Below are 19,070 nucleotides of genomic sequence, written 5' to 3' on the forward strand. Positions count from 1 at the left end.
CCTCCCCCGCAGAGGGGGGAGGGTTGGCGCTGCGCGAGATGCGAAAAAACCCCATTCAGAAGGCCTGTCCGAGACTGATGTACAGGGCGACCGGGCGCTCGTGGTATCCCTTGATCCGGTCGAGCGGGAAGGCGACGTCCACGCGGATCGGGCCGATGCCGGTGTAGTAGCGCAGGCCCAGACCCACCGCCTTGCGGATACGCTCATCGAAATCCGGCAGGGTCGAGGCGAAGGCGGTGCCCGCGTCGAAGAACGGCACGATGCCGATGGTGTCGGTGACCTTGATGCGGGCCTCGATGGAGGCCTCCAACAGGCTGCGTCCGCCGATCGGCAGGTTGAACGGGCCGCGGGGCCCCAGCGTGCGATAGGCGAAGCCGCGCACCGAGCCGCCGCCGCCCGCAAAGAAGCGGAAATTGTCCGGGATCTCGTCGAGCCGCGCGCCGGAGACCGAGCCGAAGCCGACGCGGCCGGCGAGCACATAGTTCGCGTCCTCGTCGAGCGCGTAATAGGTCGAGCCCTGCGCTTTCGCGACGAAGATGCCGGGGTCCGAGCCGAGGAAGCCCGGATAGGGCGCGGCCGACGCCTGGAAGCGGAACCCTTGCGTCGGATCGAGCAGGTTGTCGGTCGAATCGTAGGTGACCGAGACCGGCACGCCGACGAGGCGGTACTTCACCGTGCCGAGCGCGTCCTGCGAGCGGCCGACCTGCCCGTCGAGGCCGACCTGCGCCGAGAACGTGTCGGAGAAGCGGTGGCGCACCGCCACCGAGGCCCCCGCGGCATCGACGAAGTAGCTCTGCTGCACCTCGCGGGTGACGAACAGGTTGGCGAGCAGGTCGTTGCGGCTGCCCCAGAGCGCCGGCTTGACGAAGGTCGCCGAGACGCGCCCGCCTAAGCCCGTGGTGTCGATGCCCGCCGCCTTGCGCTGCTGCGCGAACGGATCGTAGCCGAGGCCGAGGTAGTAGATGTCGGCGTCGAGCCGCAGCGTCTCCAGGCCGCCGAACAGGTTGCGGTTGGCGTAGTAGGCGCGGATGCCGGGGCCGTCGACGGTGGAGTAGCGGGCCGAGACGCCGATGAGGTTGCGTTCGCGCTCGCTCACCTCGACGAAGATCGGCAGGTTGCCCGACGCGTCCAGGCTCTCGCCCTCGCGCACGCGCACGGCGCCCAAGCCCTCGAGGCGGGCGACCGAGCGGCGGATGTCGGCCACCGCCTTGGGCGAATACGGATCGCCCGGCTCGGTGTAGATGAACGAGCGGATGACGGCCGGGTCGATCCCCTCGGAGGCCGTCACGGCGACCTCGCCGAGACCCGCCTTGGGCCCCGGATCGATGGTGAAGGTCACGTCCATGACGTGGGCGGCGTCGTCCACCACCGGATCGCGCGACACCGCCTTGGCGAAGGGATGGCCGAGCGCACGGAAGCGATCGACGATTCTGGCTTCGCGGGCGAGCACGGTCGCCGAGCGGGCCGGCACGTCGTCGCCGGGGCGCACGAATCGCTCGGGCAGCAACTCGGAGGGGAAGGGGTTTCCGCGGGGGTCGAGCGCGCGCACGGAGCGCACGGTGTAGGCGGGGCCGAGATCGACGGCGATCTTCACCGGCACCAGGGCGCGGGCGCGCGAGCCTTCCGCGGCGCGGGCTGCGGCGAGAAGCGAGGCCTCGCCGGTGACCGGCACGCCGTCCACGCGGATCGAGACCGTGCCTTGATAATAGCCGTAGCCGGAGAGCACGTCGGTGAGGCGGCGCAGATCGGCCTCGGCCCGGCGCACCAGCCCCTCGCCGTCCGGCGGGGCCTCCTGGCGCAGGCGGTAGAGGGTCGAGGTGTCCTGCAGGGCGGTCAGGACGTCGGAATCGTCGGTGCCGGTGATGCGCACGCTGTAGGGCAGCGCGGCGGCGCTCGGGGCGGGCGGCTCCTCTTCCGAGCCGAACAGGCCGAACAAATCGAAGGCGACCGCCGGCTGCGGCAAGCCCGCGGCGAGGACGGCCGAGAGGAACACGCCACCGATCACGGGCGAACGCAGGGGGCGATTCTTCCGGTCGGTCATACGATGAGGCGGGTCCGTCTCTTCCGGCGGGTCCGATGCCTCACGAGCAAAGCATCGTTTGGTAAACTACCCGTCGATGACGGCCGCGGCTACCCGGCCACGCTTGGGACGCCTCAAGAGCTGGTGATTAGACAATCGTCCTGAATACGAAATTCAGGACGATTGTCTAAGTTGCTGTGCCGCATCGGCTTTTTTCCGAGAGCCGGTTCCCACCTCTCGGGCCGATGCTCGAGCCTACTCCTCGTCCTCCACCAGCCGGATCTGCGGCGGCAGCGGCATCGTGATGGTGCAGCGCAGGCCCCCCGGCTCGTAGGCAAGCTCGGTCTCGGCCTTCAATTCGTAGCGTAGGCTGCGCTCCAGCACCTCGCTGCCGAAGCCGCGGCGCGGCGGCGCGGCCGGGAGATTCTCCAGGCCGGTCTCGGTCCAGACGAAGGTGAGCCTCCCCCCGGCTGCGGGCGGCTCCACCGCCCACGTCACGGCGATGCGACCGTGCGGCACCATCAGGGCACCGTGTTCGAGGGCGTTGACGGTGAGTTCGTGGATCGCCAGCGCGACGATCTCGGCGGCGCCGGGGCGCAGGCGCAGGTTCGGCCCGGAGATCGCGACCTGATCGCCCTCGCGGGCGAGGTGGGCCAGCAACTCGTCGGCGATGAGGGCGTGGAGCGCCACGCCGTCGGGCACGCTGCGCATCAGCGCGCTCAGCACGCGGGCGATGGCATCGAGGCGCCCGTCGAGATGGGCGGCGTAGGTCTCGACGTTGTCGGCGGTCTCCGACGAGCGCCGGATGATCGCGCGCAGCATCGCCAGCGTGTTGCGGACCTGATGGCGCTGCTCGGCGGGCAGGCCCTTCTCGTCGAGGAAGCGGCGCAGGCGCCTGTTCTCCGCCTCGAGTTCCGCAATGCGCGGATCCTGATCGTCCTGGGTCATCGCCTCGCCATCCACCTCGCACGCATGTGGCTGGCCCTCCCGTTCTGGCTCAAGTGTCGCCGACTGCCGAGACGGCGATTTCGCGTTCGTGATGCAAATAGGACGGATCGAACAGCGAGGCGGATTGCAGGGCGGCGAAATCGGGAATCGTCAGCTGGCGCCCGCGCAGGCGGATCAGCCCGGCGGCACGCAGCTCCTTCAGGGTGCGGTTGATGTGCACCGTCGAGAGCCCCATCGCGTCGCCGAGATCGGCCTGGGTGATCGGGAATTCGCAGCTCGTGCCGTTGGTGAGGCCGACCGCCTCCAAGCGCTTGAACAGCTCGCAGAAGAGATGCCCCAGCCGCTCCGTCGCGAGGCGCTGGCCGAGGCTGACGGTCCATTCCCGCTGGATCGCCGCCTGAACCAGCATCTCCCACCACAGAGCCTCTTCCAGCCTGCGATGCTCCGCCGTGATCTCGCGGATCGAGGCCTCCGACACCTCGGCGACGAGGCACGAAGTCAGCGTGCCGAGCGAGTGGTCCATGTTCTTCAGGACGAAGACGTGCGGATCGCACATATCGCCGGGCAGGAAGATCGAGATCACCTGCCGGCGCCCGTCCTCCAGCTGCTTGTAGCGGCAGGCCCAGCCTTCGAGGATCAGGTTGACGTGGCGCGGCCGGTCGCCGTCGCGGACCACGTCCTCCCGCGGCCCGAGCCTGCGGGTGTTCTGGATGACGCGGTCGAGGGCATTCCGCTCCTCCGGGGAGAGGCGGACGAAGTTCTCCAACTTGCGGACGAGAGGGTTGACCACGACTCTTCCTTACGAATTCGCGGCAACCTAGCCGTCATCGCGGCCGTGGAAATTCAACAAAGTTATATCTTGCCGGCCGCCATGAACAGCGATCTCGGGCAACAACGTTCGGACGCGGAGATTCGTCCCGCGGCGGCGGGGCGCAGTCCGTTCGTACTAGTCGGGCAGGTGGGTTTGGTGGGGGAAGTAGGACTCGAACCTACGAAGCTTACGCAGCGGATTTACAGTCCGCCCCCTTTGCCGCTCGGGACATTCCCCCAAACCGCTGTCACCGCGGGCCAGAGACTGGCGCTCCGCAGCGGGCGTCGTCCTTATGGTGACGCCGCAGGCGGGTGTCAACAGAGAGTTCGGGGTGTTGCCGAGCCTGAAGGCGCCTGTCCCCTCCCCCTTGCGGGAAGGGGTAGGGGTGGGGGTGGTTCAGAAGGCACCGCCGAGCCGCATCCGGCACCACCCCCACCTCCTACCTCCTCCCCGCAAGGGGGAGGAGAAGCGACCCGGCCACCGACCCGACCGTCCGAAACCTATCTCACCCGCGCGGCGCCAGATCGCAGATCCGCAGCTGCGCCCGCTCGGCGCCGCGCCAGCGGTCGCAGGAGAGGGTGCCGGCGGCGTGGAAGGTGCGGCCGATGCCGCCGAGCAGCGCCGTGCCGACCGGCCCCTGCGCAGCCCGGAAGGCGATGGCGCCGAGCGTCTGGCCGTCGCCGCTGGCGAAGCGCGCGCGCACATGGCCGTTGCCGACGATCGCCGCATCGACGAGGCGGTGGCGCGGCAGCGCCATCACCGGCTCGGGCGCCCCCTGCCCGAACGGCCCGGCGCGCTGGATCAGCCGCACCAGTTCGGCGGTCGCCCCGCCCGCGCTGACCGTGCCGTCGATCAGCAGCGCCTCCGCCGCGCGGGCCTGCGCGACCGAGTCGGCGAGCACCCGGTCGAGGCCCGCGCTGAGCGCATCGAGCCGGTTTGCTGCCAGCGTCACGCCCGCCGCCATGGCGTGGCCGCCGCCCTTGATCGCCAGCCCCTCCTCGACCGCCGCGCGCACCGCCGCGCCGAGGTCGGCGCCCGCCACCGAGCGGCCGGAGCCGACCGCGGTGCCGTCGGGCTTGACCGCGAAGGCGAAGGCCGGGCGGCCGAACCGCTCCTTGAGCCGGGCGGCGATCAGCCCGACGATGCCCGGATGCCATTCGGGCGAGGCGGCCACCAGCACCGGCCGGTCGGGATCGAGGGCGAGCCGGCGGTCCATGTCGGCCTCGGCCTCCGCCACGGCGACGGCCTCGATCGCCTGCCGCTCGCGGTTGAGCCGGTCGAGCTCGGCGGCGATGCCCCGTGCCTCGATCGCGTCGGTGGTGGTCAGGAGCCGCGCCCCGAGCCCTGCATCGCCGATGCGCCCGCCCGCATTGATGCGGGGGCCGAGCAGGAAGCCGAGATGCCACGCCTCCGGCGGCTCAGCGAGCCCCGCCGCATCGAGCAGCGCGGCGAGGCCGGGGCGCCCGCGGCCCCGCATCACCGCGAGCCCCTGGACCACGAAGGCGCGGTTGAGCCCCTTCAGCGGCACCACGTCGGCAATGGTGGCGAGCGCGACGAGATCGAGGGAATCGGTGAGTCGCGGCCCCTCGCCCGAGCCGAAGGCGCCCTCCCCCCGCAGCCGCCGGGCGAGCGCCACCAGCGTCATGAACACCACGCCCGCCGCGCAGAGATGGCCCAGCCCCGACAGGTCGTCGAGGCGGTTGGGGTTCACCACGGCCCGCGCCGGCGGCAGCTCCTCCGGGGCGCCGTGATGGTCGAGCACGATCACGTCGAGGCCGAGACCGGCGGCAGCGGCCAGCGGCTCGTGGCCGGCGGTGCCGCAATCGACGCAGACGAGGAGCTTCGCGCCTTCCTCCGCCAGCGCGGTGACGGCCGTGACGTTCGGGCCGTAGCCTTCGGTGATCCGGTCCGGGATGTGGATGCGCACCGGCACGTCGAGCGCCCGCAGGTACTCAGCGAGCAGCGCCGCGCTCGCCGCGCCGTCCACGTCGTAATCGCCGAAGATCGCCACCGGCTCGCGGGTCCGGACAGTGTGGGCGAGGCGCTCCACCGCCGCCTCCATCGCCACCAGCACGGACGGGTCCGGCATCAGGTCGCGCAGGCGCGGCGCGAGATAGGCCTCCGCTTCCGCCGGCCGCACGCCGCGCCCGGCGAGCACGCGGGCGAGGAGGTCCGGCAGGCCGTAGCCTTGCGTCATCGCCGTGGCGAAGGCTTGCAGGCCCGCATCGGCACAACGCTCCCGCCAGGGCCGCCCCAGCACGGAGGCGTCCACGCCGAGAATGCTTTTGTCGCTTTGGAGAAGAGCTGAGGCGGACACGGGCGACAACATACCCGCTTCGCCGGCTCCTGGCTGCGCCTTCAAGATGACAGCTGCATCTCAGACGCATCTCACGGATTTGGCCGGACAGGCCCAAGCCCCACCGCCGTCATTCCGGGGCCGCGCAGCGGAACCCGGAATCCACCCGTGATGCGCGGTGCCGATTGCAGACGAACCGTTGCGGCCAGTCGTGGATTGCACGCCTCCGGCGCGCCCCTCCGGGTCCGGGTTCTCGCCTCTGGCGAGTCCCGGAATGACGGGGCGCAAAAAAACGGGGCGGGCGATCGCTCACCCGCCCCGCCGCTCGTGCCTTGGCCGTCGCTCAGAGGTTCTTGAGGACCGAGTCCACGACCTTCTTGGCGTCGCCGAACAGCATCATGGTGTTGTCGCGGAAGAACACCTCGTTCTCCACGCCCGCGTAGCCCGAGCCCATGCCGCGCTTGATGAACAGCACGGTCTTGGCCTTCTCCACGTCGAGGATCGGCATGCCGTAGATCGGCGAGGCCTTGTCGGTCTTGGCGGCCGGGTTGGTGACGTCGTTGGCGCCGATCACGAAGGCGACGTCGGCCTGCGGGAACTCGCCGTTGATGTCCTCCAGCTCGAACACCTCGTCGTAGGGGACGTTGGCTTCGGCCAGGAGCACGTTCATGTGGCCCGGCATGCGGCCCGCGACCGGGTGGATCGCGTACTTCACGTCCACGCCCTCCTTCTTGAGCATGTCGGCCATCTCGCGCAGGGAGTGCTGCGCCTGGGCGACCGCCATGCCGTAGCCGGGGACGATGATCACGCGCTCGGCGTTCTTCATGATGTAAGCCGCGTCGTCCGGCGAGCCCTGCTTCACGGGCCGGGTCTCGACCTGGCCGCCGCCCGCGGCCGCCGCGGAATCACCGCCGAAGCCGCCGAGGATGACCGAGATGAACGAGCGGTTCATCGCCTTGCACATGATGTAGGACAGGATCGCGCCCGACGAGCCGACCAGCGAGCCGGTGATGATGAGCGCGAGGTTGCCCAGCGTGAAGCCGATGCCGGCCGCGGCCCAACCCGAGTAGGAGTTGAGCATCGACACGACGACGGGCATGTCGGCGCCGCCGATCGGGATGATGAGCAGGCCGCCGAGCGCGAACGACAGCAGCACGATCAGCCAGAAGACCAGCTTGCTCTCGTTGCCGATGAAGATCGCGATCAGCACCACCAGGGCGATGCCGAGGCCGATGTTGATGGCGTGCCGCTGCGGCAGCATGATCGGCTTGCCCGACATGCGCCCGTCGAGCTTGGCGAAGGCGATGACCGACCCGGTGAAGGTGATCGCGCCGATCGCCGCGCCCAGCGCCATCTCGAACAGCGACTCCTTGTGGATGTGGCCGTTCTCGAGGATGCCGACCGCCTGGGGGGCGTAGAGGGTCGCCGCCGCACCCGCCACAGCCGCGAGGCCGACGAGGGAGTGGAAGGCCGCGACGAGCTGCGGCATCGCCGTCATGGGGACGCGCTTGGCGATCACCGCGCCGGCGCCGCCGCCGATGCCGAGGCCGAGCAGCACGATGATCCAGGCGCCGAAGCCCGCCGGCGGATGGCCGATGAGCGTGGTGAGCACGGCGAGCGCCATGCCGATCATGCCGTACAGGTTGCCCTGTCGCGACGTGGTGGGGTGCGAGAGCCCCCGCAGCGCCATGATGAACAGGACGCCGGCGACGATGTAGAGAAGGGAAGAGACGTTTTCCGACATCGCCTCAGGCCTTCTTCTTGTACATGCCGAGCATGCGCTGCGTGACGAGGAAGCCGCCGAAGATGTTCACGGAGGCGAGCACGATACCGATGAAGCCGAAGAACCGGGCCCAGCCGGTGCCCTTCTCGATGAGCGGCACGCCGGCGGCGAGCAGCGCGCCGACGATGATGACCGACGAGATCGCGTTGGTGACCGACATCAGCGGGGTGTGGAGCGCCGGGGTCACCGACCAGACCACGTAGTAGCCGACGAAGATCGCGAGCACGAAGATCGCGAGCTGGAACACGGTCGGATCGACCGCGCCGTGGGTGGCCGCCGACACGCCGTGGGCGAGGGAATCGGCGATGGATTGCGCCTGGACGGCGTTCTGGCGGGCGATTTCGGCCGCCGTCTTGGCGGCGGCGGCGGCCGCCTGGGCCTGCTCCGCGGCAGGAAGAGGTACGTTAGCCATGTCTCGGATCCTCCGCGATCGTCAGGCTTTGGGCTGGAAGTTCGGGTGAACCACCTGACCGTCGCGGGTGAGGTTGGTCGCCTTGACGAGCTCGTCGTCCCACTTGATCGCCAGCGCCTTGGATTCCTTGTCGATCAGGGTCTCGACGAAGGCGTAGAGGTTGCGGGCGTAGAGGGCGGAGGCGGTGGCCGCGAGGCGGCCCGGCACGTTGGTGTGGCCGACGATCTTCACGCCCTTGTCGGTGGTGACGATCTCGCCCGCCTTGGCGCCTGCGACGTTGCCGCCGCGCTCGACCGCGAGGTCGACGAGCACCGAGCCGGGCTTCATCGAAGCGACCATCTCCTCGGAGACGAGCTTCGGCGCGGGGCGCCCCGGGATCAGGGCCGTGGTGATGACGATGTCCTGCTTGGCGATGTGGCCCTTGACCAGCTCCGCCTGCTTCTTCTGGTACTCCGCCGACATCTCCTTGGCGTAGCCGCCGGAGGTCTCGGCCGACTTGAACTCCTCGTCCTCGACCGCGACGAACTTCGCGCCGAGCGACTCGACCTGCTCCTTGGTGGCCGGGCGGACGTCGGTGGCGGTGACGACCGCGCCGAGGCGGCGGGCGGTGGCGATGGCCTGGAGGCCGGCGACGCCGACGCCCATGATGAAGATGCGCGCGGCCGGCACGGTGCCGGCTGCGGTCATCATCATCGGCAGGGAGCGGCCGTACTCGGCGGCGCCGTCGATCACGGCGCGGTAGCCCGCGAGGTTGGCCTGGGAGGACAGCACGTCCATGACCTGGGCGCGGGTGATGCGGGGCATCAGCTCCATGGAGAAGGCGTTCACGCCGGCTTCCGCCATCGCCTTCAGCTCGTCCTCATGGCCATAGGGGTCCATGATGGCGACGACGGTGGCGCCTTTGCCGATCTTGCCGAGTTCCTCGGCCGACGGGCGGCGCACCTTGAGGACGAGGTCGGCGCCCGACAGGGCCTCCTCGGCCGACGGGGCGATCTTGGCGCCCGCCGCCTCATACTCGGAATCGGGTACGCCGGCGGTCGCGCCGGCCCCCGATTGCACCACGACTTCGCCGCCCAGACCGACGAATTTCTTGACCGTTTCCGGGACGGAGGCGACCCGCGGTTCCGCGGGATCCGCCTCCGTCAAGACGGCGATGCGCATTCGGTTTGCTCCCGTTCTTACAGCCGCCCATTCGGCGTGCCGGTATCCGAGCTATGTGGACGGCTCAATTGTCATGCAAAGACCGGTCCGTGTCCGGACCGGCCTGCAGCGGCGGAAATTCAGCTCAGGAAGAGGATGGCGAGAAGGACCAGGAAGAGGCCGGCCTGCGCCTTCCAGCCGATGGCCGGGACGAGGGCGCCCAGCGCGGCGAGGCCCCAGGAGATGAGCACGCCGATGATCGCGGTGATCCAGGCCTCGTGCACGCCGCCGATGGCCAGCGCCAGCACCCAGCACAGCACCGTGACGGTGCCGATCTCGACGAAGCGGACGAAGCCGCGATAGGTCTGCTCGTGGGTCTTCTCGTCCATCGCCGGGCTGTAATGCAGGCCCGTGAGGGTCTTGGTGTCCGCCATTTGCGCGCCCGTTCCCTGACTTCGTTTTGCTTGTGTCGCGCGGATTTAGCGCAAGGCCAAGCGGGGAGCAATCAGCTTGACCGCCAGGGTGACATGCGGATGACGGGTTTTTGCCAAGATCGTCAGGGCGGCGGCGCGGCACCGGGCCTCGAGCCGGCTGCCGCAACGGGGCTCACGCCGGTTGCGGCAACCCCGCCAGTTTGAGCGCGCTCGTCTGGCGTTCCGCCAGGGCGTCGAGGGAGAAGCGCTCGATCTCCGCCTCGAACAGGCGGTGGTAGTTCAGCTCCGAGCGCAGGTGCAGGAACACCGCCCCGAGACCGACTGCCGCACGGTCCATGAACACGAATTCTTGAGGGATCGTGACGGGGCCGCGCTCCTTCAAGGCCTGATGCACCGAGAACGCCTCGCGCCGGCCGTAGGCGCCGGGCTCGATCCCGTCGGCGACGGTGCGGGTGCGGTCCTCGAGCAGCGGGCCGTAGATGAAGCGGGCCCAGATGTTGAGGATGTCCACGGTCTCGCGGTCGAGCTTCTTGAAGCCCCAGACCTCGTAGGCGTGGACGATCCGGTCGCGGTCGTCCTCCAGCAGGCCGCGATAGAGATCGACCACGCCGCCGACGAAGCGCGGGTGGAAGATGCGGACGCAGCCGTAATCGAGCAGGTTGATGCCCTGCGGCTCACCCCCTTCGGAGAAGACGGTGTAGTTGCCGAGATGCGGGTCGCCGTGGATGACGGCGGCGCGGCTGAACGGGTGCCACCACGCCTTGAACATCGCCTGCGCCAGCCGGTTGCGGGTCTCGATCGGCGACTGCGCAAAGTTCAGGATCTTCTCGCCGTCGAGCCAGCCGAGCGTCAGCAGCCGCTTGGTCGAGAGATCGGTGTGAACCCGCGGCACGCGCACCGAATCGATGTCCTTGAGGACGCTGCCGTAGAGCGCGGCGTGCTTGGCCTCGCGCTCGTAATCGAGTTCCTCGCGCACCCGCGCGCCGATCTCCTTGGCGATCTCGGTGGTGTCGAGCCAGGAATTCATGCGGCGGTGGAAGGCGAAGGCGACCTGAAGCTGCTTGAGGTCGGCCTCCACCGCCGACTGCATGTCCGGGTACTGGAGCTTGCAGGCGAGCGGCGCCCCGTCGAGCGAGGTCGCGCGATGGACCTGCCCCAGCGAGGCGGCGGCCGCGGGCTTCAGCTCGAAGCTTTTGAAGCGGCCCTGCCAGTCGGCGCCGAGTTCGGCCATCATCCGGCGCTTGACGAAGGCCGCGCCCATCGGCGGCGCGTCGGCCTGGAGCTTCTGGAGTTCCGCCGCGTATTCGGGGGGCAGCAGGTCCGGCACGGTGGCGAGCAGCTGCGCCACCTTCATGATCGGGCCCTTCAAGCCCCCCAGCGCCTGGGCGAGCGCGGCGGCGTTGCTGGGGGCCGCGCCGTCCTTAGCCCCGAACAGGCGCGCGGCGGCCATGCGGGCGGCCACGCCCCCGACATTGGCGCCGACGCTGGCGTAGCGGCTCGCGCGGGCGGTGAAGCGGTTGGCTTCGCGATCGGTCTCGGCCATGGCCTCGGGGTCGGTCCTGATGGGGATGTGATCCGAGATAGGCGCGGAGCCGCCCCGCGGCGAGGGCGCTGGGACGGCGCGCCGCGGTGGTTAGGCCGCCTCCATCGCCTCCAACTCGGCGATCATCCCCTCGATCATCCCGAGGCCGATCTGCCAGAAGCCCGGATCGCTCGCATCCAGCCCGAACGGCTTCAGGAGTTCGCCGTAGGGCTTCGAGCCGCCCGCCGAGAGGAGCGCGAAGTAGCGCTCCACGAAGCCGGGCTCGGCCCGCGCGTAGACGCCATAGAGCGAGTTCACGAGGCAGTCGCCGAAGGCGTAGGCGTAGACGTAGAACGGCGAGTGGATGAAGTGCGGGATGTAGGCCCAGAACGGCTCGTAGCCCTTGTCGAGGGTGATGGCCGGGCCGAGGCTCTCGGCCTGCACCGACATCCACAGGGCGTTGATCTCGTCGGCCGTCAGCTCGCCCTTGGCGCGGGCCAGATGCACCTTCCGCTCGAACGAGTAGAACGCGATCTGGCGCACCACCGTGTTGATCATGTCCTCGACCTTGGCCGCCAGCATCGCCCGGCGCTGGGTCGGGTCGGTGGTCTCGGCCAAGAGCTTGCGGAAGGTCAGCATCTCGCCGAACACGCTCGCGGTCTCGGCCAGCGTCAGCGGGGTCGGGGCCATCAGGGCGCCGTTGGGGGCGGCGAGCACCTGATGCACGCCGTGGCCGAGTTCGTGCGCCAGCGTCATCACGTCCCGCGGCTTGCCCTGGTAGTTCACCAGCACGTAGGGGTGGGCGGACGGCACCGTCGGATGGGCGAAGGCGCCCGGCGCCTTGCCGGGCCGGGTCGGCGCGTCGATCCAGCCGCCGTCGAAGAACTTTTTCGCGATCCCCGCCATGTCCGGCGAGAAGGCGTTGTAGGCGTCGAGCACCGTGTCGCGGGCCTCCGCCCAGGGGATCGTGCGCTGCTCGACCTTCGGCAGCGGGGCGTTGCGATCCCAGTAAGGCAGAGCCTCCACGCCGAACCACTTGGCCTTGAGCCGGTAATAACGGTGCGACAGGCGCGGATAGGCGGCGCGCACCGCCTCGACCATGGCGGCGACCACCTCGGGCTCGACGCGGTTGGAGAGATGGCGGGCGTCGGCCACGTCCTTGAAGCCGCGCCAGCGGTCGGAGATCTCCTTGTCCTTGGCCAGCGTGTTGGTGATGAGCGCGAAGACCCGCAGGTTCGCCCGGAGCGTGTCGCCGATGGCGAGCGCCGCCTCCTGGCGCACCGCGCCGTCGCGGTCCTGGAGCTTGTTGAGGGTCGGCTCCAGCGTCAGCTGCTCGCCCTGCACCGAGAAGCGCAAGGACGCGATGGTCTCGTTGAACAGTCGGTCCCAGGCGGCGTTCGAGGTGACGGACTTTTCGAGGAACAGCTTTTCGGTGCGGTCGTCGAGCTGGTAGGGCTTTTCCGCCCGCAGGTCCTCGATCCAGGGGCGGTACTGGGCGAGCGGGCCGTCCGCCATCGCCCGGTCCATCACGGCATCCTCGACGCGGTTGAGTTCGAGGCCGAAGAACAGCAGGTCGGCGGAGGCCGCGGTCAGGCGCTCGCGGGTGTCGCCGTAGAACTTGGCGCGGGTCTCGTCGGTGGTGTCGCCGGAATAGACGAGGCCGGCGAACGACATCAGCCGGCCCATCAGGTCCTCGATCGCCTCGAACGCCGCGACCGCCCGCCCGAGTTCGGCGGAGGCGTCGGGCCCTGCGGCGATCTCACCGATCCGTCCAGCGTAACGCTCGGTGAAGGCGCGGGCCTCGGTCTCGGCCCGTTCGAGGTCGTCGCGGAAGGCCGGGTCGTCGATGCCGGCATAGAGGTCGGAGAGGTCCCATTCGGGCAGCGCGCCGAGCTCGGCCGCCTGCGCCGCGCTGCGCAGCGCCGCGAGACCGTCCGGAATCCGCGCGCGTTCGGGAGACAGGGCGGCGGTGACGACTCGGCTCGACATCGATGGGGCTTTCCTCGCGTAGAGACGGGTAAGGCGACGACGCCCGCCCGCGTTCCTGCCGACTGATATCGAGCGCCTTGCTCCGCCGATCAACTCGGGCGCCGCGCGAACGCGCAAGGGCCCGGAACGTCGCGGGAAACGGGCCGTGCAAGGCCCTCAAAGGTCTTTTGACCGAAATGTGAGGTCGTCGTTAAGCGCCGCTTTACGCATCTGAGCGACCTTGTGCGCCGAAACGAAACAGCCCGTCCGCGCCCGATCGGCCCCGCTCACGCGGAGCGCCGCGCGCGGTTGGCCGGCAGAAGCGGAAAGCGAGGCGCCCCGCATGTCCACCACCGTCCTGATCATCGACGACGATCCCGTGCAGCGCCGCCTCGCCGAGGCGATGGTGCGCCGCCTCGGCTTCGAGGCGAAGGTCGCCGAGAACGGTCTCGACGGTCTCAACCTGCTGCGCGCGGGCGAGGGCATCGACGTGGTGCTGCTCGACCTCGTCATGCCGGGCGGCCTCGACGGGCTCGGCGTGCTCGCCGAGATGCGGAAAGGCGGCCTCGACACGCCGGTCATCGTCCAGACCTCGAACGGCTCGATCGACGCCGTCGTCAACGCGATGCGGGCCGGCGCGGTCGACTTCGTGGTCAAGCCCGCGGGCGCCGAGCGGCTGCAGGTCTCGATCAAGAACGCGCTGCGGGTCGATCAGCTGGAGGAGGAGGTGCGCCGCATGCGCCGCCGCGCCTCCGGCTCGCTGGGCTTCAAGGATCTGGCCTCGAAGAGCCCGGACATGGACCGGGTCATTCGCCTCGCCGAGCGCTCGGCGAAATCCAACATCCCGGTGCTGATCGAGGGCGAATCCGGCGTCGGCAAGGAGGTGCTGGCCCGCGCGATCCAGGGCTCGGGCGAGCGGCGCGGCAAGGCGTTCGTGACGGTCAATTGCGGCGCGATCCCCGACAACCTCGTCGAATCCACCCTGTTCGGCCACGAGAAGGGCGCGTTCACGGGTGCCACCGAGCGCCATGTCGGCAAGTTCGTCGAGGCGTCGGGCGGCACGCTGTTCCTCGACGAGATCGGCGAACTGCCCCTCGACGCGCAGGTGAAGCTGCTGCGCGCGCTCCAGGAAGGTGAGGTCGATCCCGTCGGCGGCAAGCGGGCGGTGCGGGTCGATATCCGCCTGATCTCGGCGACGAACCGCTCGCTGCTCGACCTCGTCAAGCAGGGCAAGTTCCGCGAGGACCTGTATTACCGCCTCAACGTGTTCCCGATGACGCTGCCGCCGCTGCGGGCGCGCCGCGAGGACATCCCGGACCTCGTGCGCTCGTTCTGCGCCCGCTTCGCGGCGGAAGAGGGCAAGCGGCTGCGGGGCATCAGCCCGGAGGCGATGGCGCTGCTGTCGCGCTACCCCTGGCCCGGCAACGTGCGGCAGTTGGAGAACGCGCTGTTCCGCGCGGTGGTGCTGGCCGACGGCGACGAGCTGACGGTGGCGGAGTTCCCGCAGATCGCCGCGCAGGTCGAGGGCTTCGACGTGCGCATCCCGCCGGCCCCGAGCCAGCCGATGATGCCCGCGGGCGGGCTGGAGCCGGTTCGCGAGATCGTCCGCGTCGAAGTGCGCGACCCGCACGCGATGTCGCTGGTGGTCGAGGACACCGGCGAGATGAAGACGATGGAGGCGATCGAGGCGGAGACCATCCGCTTCGCCCTGCAATTCTACCGCGGTCGCATGTCCGAAGTCTCCCGCCGCCTCGGAATCGGCCGATCCACCCTCTACCGCAAGCTCAAGGAGCTGGGCCTCGACGAGGAGGAGCGCTCCGAAGACGCGGCGTAAGGCCAAAACAGCCGGCGCGGTCCAACGACCGCAACGGGCGGCCGGCACCGACCACGTTCCCGCCCGGATCGTGCGGCAGCGCCGTGTCACCGGGCGCGAAGAGCGCCCCGCGCAGCGGCCTCGGCTACGCCGAGGCGTCTAGCGGAGCGATAGCCTGAGCCCGCGAACGCGGGCGCCGGCGCCTGAGGCCCACACAAGAACCGTGCGGTTGCGCACGGCTCCGCTTGGAACGATGATCTTTAACGACGGTTGCGGCAAACTCGGCCGTTTCCAGGGAGTTGCCGCCATGCACGCTGAAACCGGAGCCGGATCGAGCGTCCTGCGGACCCTGTCCGTCGCGTTCGCGGCCCTCCTCGCCTTCGCCCCGGCGGTGCGCGGCGAGGAGGCGGTCGCCCCCATCCGCAAGGCGGCGGTCGAGGCCCCGGCGGTGCCGGACGCGCCCGCCCCCGCCGTCGAGGCGCCGCCCGCCGAGGCGCCGGCCCAAGCCCCTGATCAAGCCCCGGCCCAGAGTTCGAACCCGGCGGAGACCCCCGCCCCGGCCGCCGAGACCCCGGCCCCCGGTGCTGAAACCCCCGCTCCTGCGGCGGAAGCCCCGCTCGCGCCGGTGGCGCCGAGCGAGCCGCTGCCGGCGGCGGTGTTCGCCCGCCTCAACGATTCCGCGCCCCTGCTCGCCCGCCTCACGGGCAAGGACCGGGAGGCGATGCAGGCGTTCTACGCGCTCGGCAACTTCAAGCCGGCCTGGATCGAGAACGGCGCCTTCAACCCCGCCGCCACCGCGGCGATTGCGCGCTTGCGCGCGGCCGCCGAGGACGGGCTCGATCCGAATGCCTATCCGGTGCCGGCGCTGGGCAAGCTCGGTCGCCCCGAGACCGACGCGGAACTGGCCGACGCCGAGCTGAAGCTCTCGGCAGCCATCGCCCTCTACGCCCGCGACGCCCGCGGTGGACGGATGAACCCGGCCTCGATCTCGAAGCTCGTCACCCCGACCCTCGACCTGCCGACGGCGGACGCGACGCTGGCCCGCGTGGCGAGCGCGGGCGCAGGGGCCGGTGAGACGCTGCAGGCCTACAACCCGCGCCAGCCCGGCTACCTCGCCCTCAAGAGCCGGCTGGCTTCCCTGCGCGCCGGCCATACGACGGAAGCCCCGTCGTCGAAATCGGGCAAGCGCCCGAAGGTGGCCGGCGGCGAGGCCGAGATCCTCGTCAATATGGAGCGCTGGCGCTGGCTGCCGTCCGAACTCGGATCGGACTACGTCTTCGTCAACGTGCCGGAATTCAAGCTGCGGGTGTACCGCAACGGCGCGATGAAGGACGAGACCCGCGTCATCGTCGGCAAGCCCGAGAGCCCGACCCCGACCTTCTCCGGGATGATGGAATACGCCGTCGTCAACCCGTCCTGGTACGTGCCGCCCTCGATCCTCAAGCAGATGCTGGCCTCGGGCCGCACCGCCGGGTTCGAGGTGGTGCGCCGCGGCGGCCAGATCTCGCTGCGCCAGCCGCCGGGGGAGCGCAACGCGCTCGGCTTCATCAAGTTCATGTTCCCCAACCAGCACGCGGTGTACCTGCACGACACCCCGAACCGCTCGCTGTTCTCGGCGACGACCCGTGCCTTCAGCCACGGCTGCGTGCGCGTGGACGACCCCTTCCGCTTCGCCGACGCGGTGCTGCCGGACTGGACCGAGGAGCGGCTGAAGAAGCTGATCGGCAAGGGCGAGCGCACCTTGCGCCTGCCGGCGAAGCTCCCGGTCCACCTCGCCTACTTCACGGCGTACGTGGACGATTTCGGCACGTACCGCACGCTCAACGACCTCTACGGCTACGACGGCCCGATGAAGGTGGCGCTCGGCCTCGCCGCCCGCTCGGACGCGGTGGCCCGCGCCCCCGCGGCCAAGGCGAAGCCGGCGACGGAAGCCCGCGCCGCCGCTCCGACCCCGCGCGACATCCACCGCCCCGCCCCGCGCCCGGCGCCGCGCGAGGCCGTGCGGGCCGAGCCGCGGCGCAACGTGGATATGTTCGGTGAGCCCTGGCCGTCCGAGCCGGTGCGCCGCGAGACGCGCAGCTTCTGGTAGCGGTGGCTCCTTCCCCTCATCCCATCCATCCCCCTCATCCTGAGGTGCTGCGGAGCAGCCTCGAAGGAGGGCTCCAGTGGATCGCTGAGACTTCTGGAGCCCTCCTTCGAGGGCGTCGCTTCGCGCCGCCACCTCAGGATGAGGGGGATGAACTGGAAGTCAGGATGAGGGGGTGGGTGGGAGACGCCACACAGCTCGGCAATTCACAGCCTTGTCCGCATCTGCGTGCGCCGACGCTCTTGCGCGGCACTTTTCCGCCACGGTTGGCCCCCAGCATCGCCACGGTTGCCTCTTAGCCCTCCTCCGGACGGTCGGCGTGCGACCCGAACAGGGTGGGCTTCGACCCGTCCCGGCGGAGGTGAGGACTATGCTGCAGGGTCGCTTGCGGAACCGCGTGCCTGCCCTCCCCGGCCTTCGTCGGGCGCGCCTCGCCGCGATCCTCGCCTCGGTCGCCGCCGCGCTGGTGGCCGGCACCGCCGACACCCAGGACGCGGTCGCCAACGGCGACACCCGCGAACTCTCGATGGTCCACCAGCACACGGGCGAGACCATCACGGTCACGTTCAAGCGCGACGGGCGCTTCGACCGCTCCGCCCTCGACCGGCTCAACTGGTTCCTGCGCGACTGGCGCGAGAACGAGCCCACCAAGATGGACCCGCGCCTGTTCGACGTGGTGTGGGAGGCCAAGCGCTCCATCGGCTCGACGGGGCCGATGTACATCGTCTCCGCCTATCGCAGCCCCAAGACCAACGGCATGCTGCGCCGCGCCTCCTCGGGCGTGGCCGAGACCAGCCAGCACATGGCCGGCAAGGCCATCGACTTCTTCCTGCCCGACGCCAGCATCGATCAGCTCCGCGCCGCGGGCATGCGGCTCCAGCGGGGCGGCGTCGGCTGGTATCCGCGCTCCGGCTCGCCCTTCGTCCATCTCGATGTCGGCTCGGTGCGCGCGTGGCCGCGGATGACCGGCGACCAACTCGCCCGCCTGTTCCCGGACGGCAAGACCGTGCACCTGCCCGCCGACGGCAAGCCGCTCGCCCGCTACGAGGAGGCCCGCGCCGAGATCCTGGCCCGCGGCGGCACCGTCTCCGGCCAGACCATGGTGGCGAGCGCCGACGAGATCGACGACGGCCCCGGCCTGAAGGGCTTCTTCGCCTCGCTGTTCGGCGGCGGCGCGAGCCAAGCCCCGGCGGCGACCGTCGCCAGCGCCCCGGCCCCCGCCCCGGCCAAAGGGCGAGGCAAGGCGAGCGTCGTGGTGGCGAGTGCCGACCCGGCGGCCCCCATCGGCGCGCCGCAGGCCTCGGCGCAGCCGCCCGCGCAGGCCCTGGCCTACGCCGCGCCGAACGCCTCGGAGGCCCTGCGCGACGCCGCGCTCAAGTCGGGCACGCCCTCGGCCAAGGAGCTGCTGACCGGGATGGCCGTCCCGTCCGGCTCGGTCGTGGCGCCGCTGCCGCCCCGCCGCCCCGCCGACTTCGCTGCGGTGGCGGCCCTCCACAGCGTGCCGCTGCCGCCGCGCCGCCCGGTCCAGCTCGCCGCCCTCGACGGCGCGGGGCTCACCGGCCTCGCCACCTTCGCTTCGCCCGAGGCGTCGCCTGCGACCGAGGCCCCCGCCCCGCTCGTCCCGGCCGATGCCGACCCGCGCGAGCAGGTCCGCAGCCTGTTCGTCGGCATGGTCCAGCCCGCCGCTGCCCCGAGCGCGCCGGTGCGCGTCGCTCAGGTCCGCCCGCTGCCCGACGCGACGCCCCCCGGCGATTTCGCGCAGCCGGCGAGCGAGGGAACCGCGGGCCGCTTCACCACGGCGCCGCTCTGGAACGCCCGGTTCGGCGCCAAGCGCTGA

At 70.5% G+C, this 19,070-nt stretch carries 13 protein-coding genes and 1 tRNA gene; 3 read left to right on the plus strand and 11 right to left on the minus strand.

Annotated features, from left to right (window positions below; all coding sequences use genetic code 11):
• Positions 1–55: 55 nt before the first annotated feature.
• From AAHG03_RS05400 to AAHG03_RS05450, 11 genes are all read right to left on the minus strand, one after another.
• Complete coding sequence (locus AAHG03_RS05400) at positions 56–2,041, minus strand: autotransporter assembly complex protein TamA (protein WP_342149319.1); 1,986 nt, start codon at positions 2,039–2,041, stop codon at positions 56–58.
• Positions 2,042–2,275: 234 nt separating this feature from the next.
• On the minus strand, positions 2,276–2,968 hold the full coding sequence (locus tag AAHG03_RS05405) for a sensor histidine kinase (RefSeq protein ID WP_342149320.1): 693 nt from the start codon (positions 2,966–2,968) through the stop codon (positions 2,276–2,278).
• Between the two features lie 49 nt (positions 2,969–3,017).
• A complete protein-coding gene (locus tag AAHG03_RS05410) occupies positions 3,018–3,758 on the minus strand; it encodes a Crp/Fnr family transcriptional regulator (protein WP_342149321.1) in 741 nt (246 codons plus the stop codon).
• 175 nt (positions 3,759–3,933) lie between these two features.
• Positions 3,934–4,017, minus strand: a tRNA-Tyr gene (locus AAHG03_RS05415).
• Between the two features lie 267 nt (positions 4,018–4,284).
• The gene (gene recJ, locus AAHG03_RS05420) at positions 4,285–6,108 is read right to left on the minus strand and encodes a single-stranded-DNA-specific exonuclease RecJ (protein WP_342149322.1); all 1,824 of its coding nucleotides are present in this window, start codon (positions 6,106–6,108) and stop codon (positions 4,285–4,287) included.
• A gap of 310 nt (positions 6,109–6,418) precedes the next feature.
• On the minus strand, positions 6,419–7,819 hold the full coding sequence (locus tag AAHG03_RS05425) for an NAD(P)(+) transhydrogenase (Re/Si-specific) subunit beta (protein WP_342149323.1): 1,401 nt from the start codon (positions 7,817–7,819) through the stop codon (positions 6,419–6,421).
• Positions 7,820–7,823: 4 nt separating this feature from the next.
• The gene (locus AAHG03_RS05430) at positions 7,824–8,270 is read right to left on the minus strand and encodes a proton-translocating transhydrogenase family protein (protein ID WP_342149324.1); all 447 of its coding nucleotides are present in this window, start codon (positions 8,268–8,270) and stop codon (positions 7,824–7,826) included.
• A 21-nt stretch (positions 8,271–8,291) separates the two neighbouring features.
• Positions 8,292–9,431 (minus strand): Re/Si-specific NAD(P)(+) transhydrogenase subunit alpha, encoded by a 1,140-nt coding sequence (locus AAHG03_RS05435; protein ID WP_342149325.1) that lies wholly within the window; start codon positions 9,429–9,431, stop codon positions 8,292–8,294.
• Between the two features lie 119 nt (positions 9,432–9,550).
• Positions 9,551–9,844, minus strand: coding sequence for an aa3-type cytochrome c oxidase subunit IV (locus AAHG03_RS05440; protein ID WP_342149327.1), 294 nt, complete (start codon positions 9,842–9,844; stop codon positions 9,551–9,553).
• Positions 9,845–10,016: 172 nt separating this feature from the next.
• Positions 10,017–11,387, minus strand: a complete 1,371-nt coding sequence (locus AAHG03_RS05445; protein ID WP_342149328.1) for an ABC1 kinase family protein — start codon at positions 11,385–11,387, stop codon at positions 10,017–10,019.
• 90 nt (positions 11,388–11,477) lie between these two features.
• The gene (locus tag AAHG03_RS05450; RefSeq protein WP_342149329.1) at positions 11,478–13,355 is read right to left on the minus strand and encodes a M3 family oligoendopeptidase; all 1,878 of its coding nucleotides are present in this window, start codon (positions 13,353–13,355) and stop codon (positions 11,478–11,480) included.
• A gap of 322 nt (positions 13,356–13,677) precedes the next feature.
• Here AAHG03_RS05450 and AAHG03_RS05455 point away from each other — a divergent pair, with 322 nt between their 5' ends.
• The 3 genes from AAHG03_RS05455 to AAHG03_RS05465 all read left to right on the plus strand — a co-directional run bounded on the left by AAHG03_RS05455 (position 13,678) and on the right by AAHG03_RS05465 (position 19,070).
• Complete coding sequence (locus tag AAHG03_RS05455) at positions 13,678–15,168, plus strand: sigma-54-dependent transcriptional regulator (RefSeq protein WP_342149330.1); 1,491 nt, start codon at positions 13,678–13,680, stop codon at positions 15,166–15,168.
• Between the two features lie 286 nt (positions 15,169–15,454).
• Complete coding sequence (locus tag AAHG03_RS05460; protein ID WP_342149333.1) at positions 15,455–17,236, plus strand: L,D-transpeptidase scaffold domain-containing protein; 1,782 nt, start codon at positions 15,455–15,457, stop codon at positions 17,234–17,236.
• A 367-nt stretch (positions 17,237–17,603) separates the two neighbouring features.
• Entirely contained in the window at positions 17,604–19,070 is a 1,467-nt protein-coding gene (locus tag AAHG03_RS05465; protein WP_342149334.1) for a DUF882 domain-containing protein, read from the plus strand.

This window comes from Methylorubrum subtropicum, assembly GCF_038442325.1.
In the GTDB taxonomy this organism is placed as follows: Bacteria; Pseudomonadota; Alphaproteobacteria; order Rhizobiales; family Beijerinckiaceae; genus Methylobacterium; species Methylobacterium subtropicum.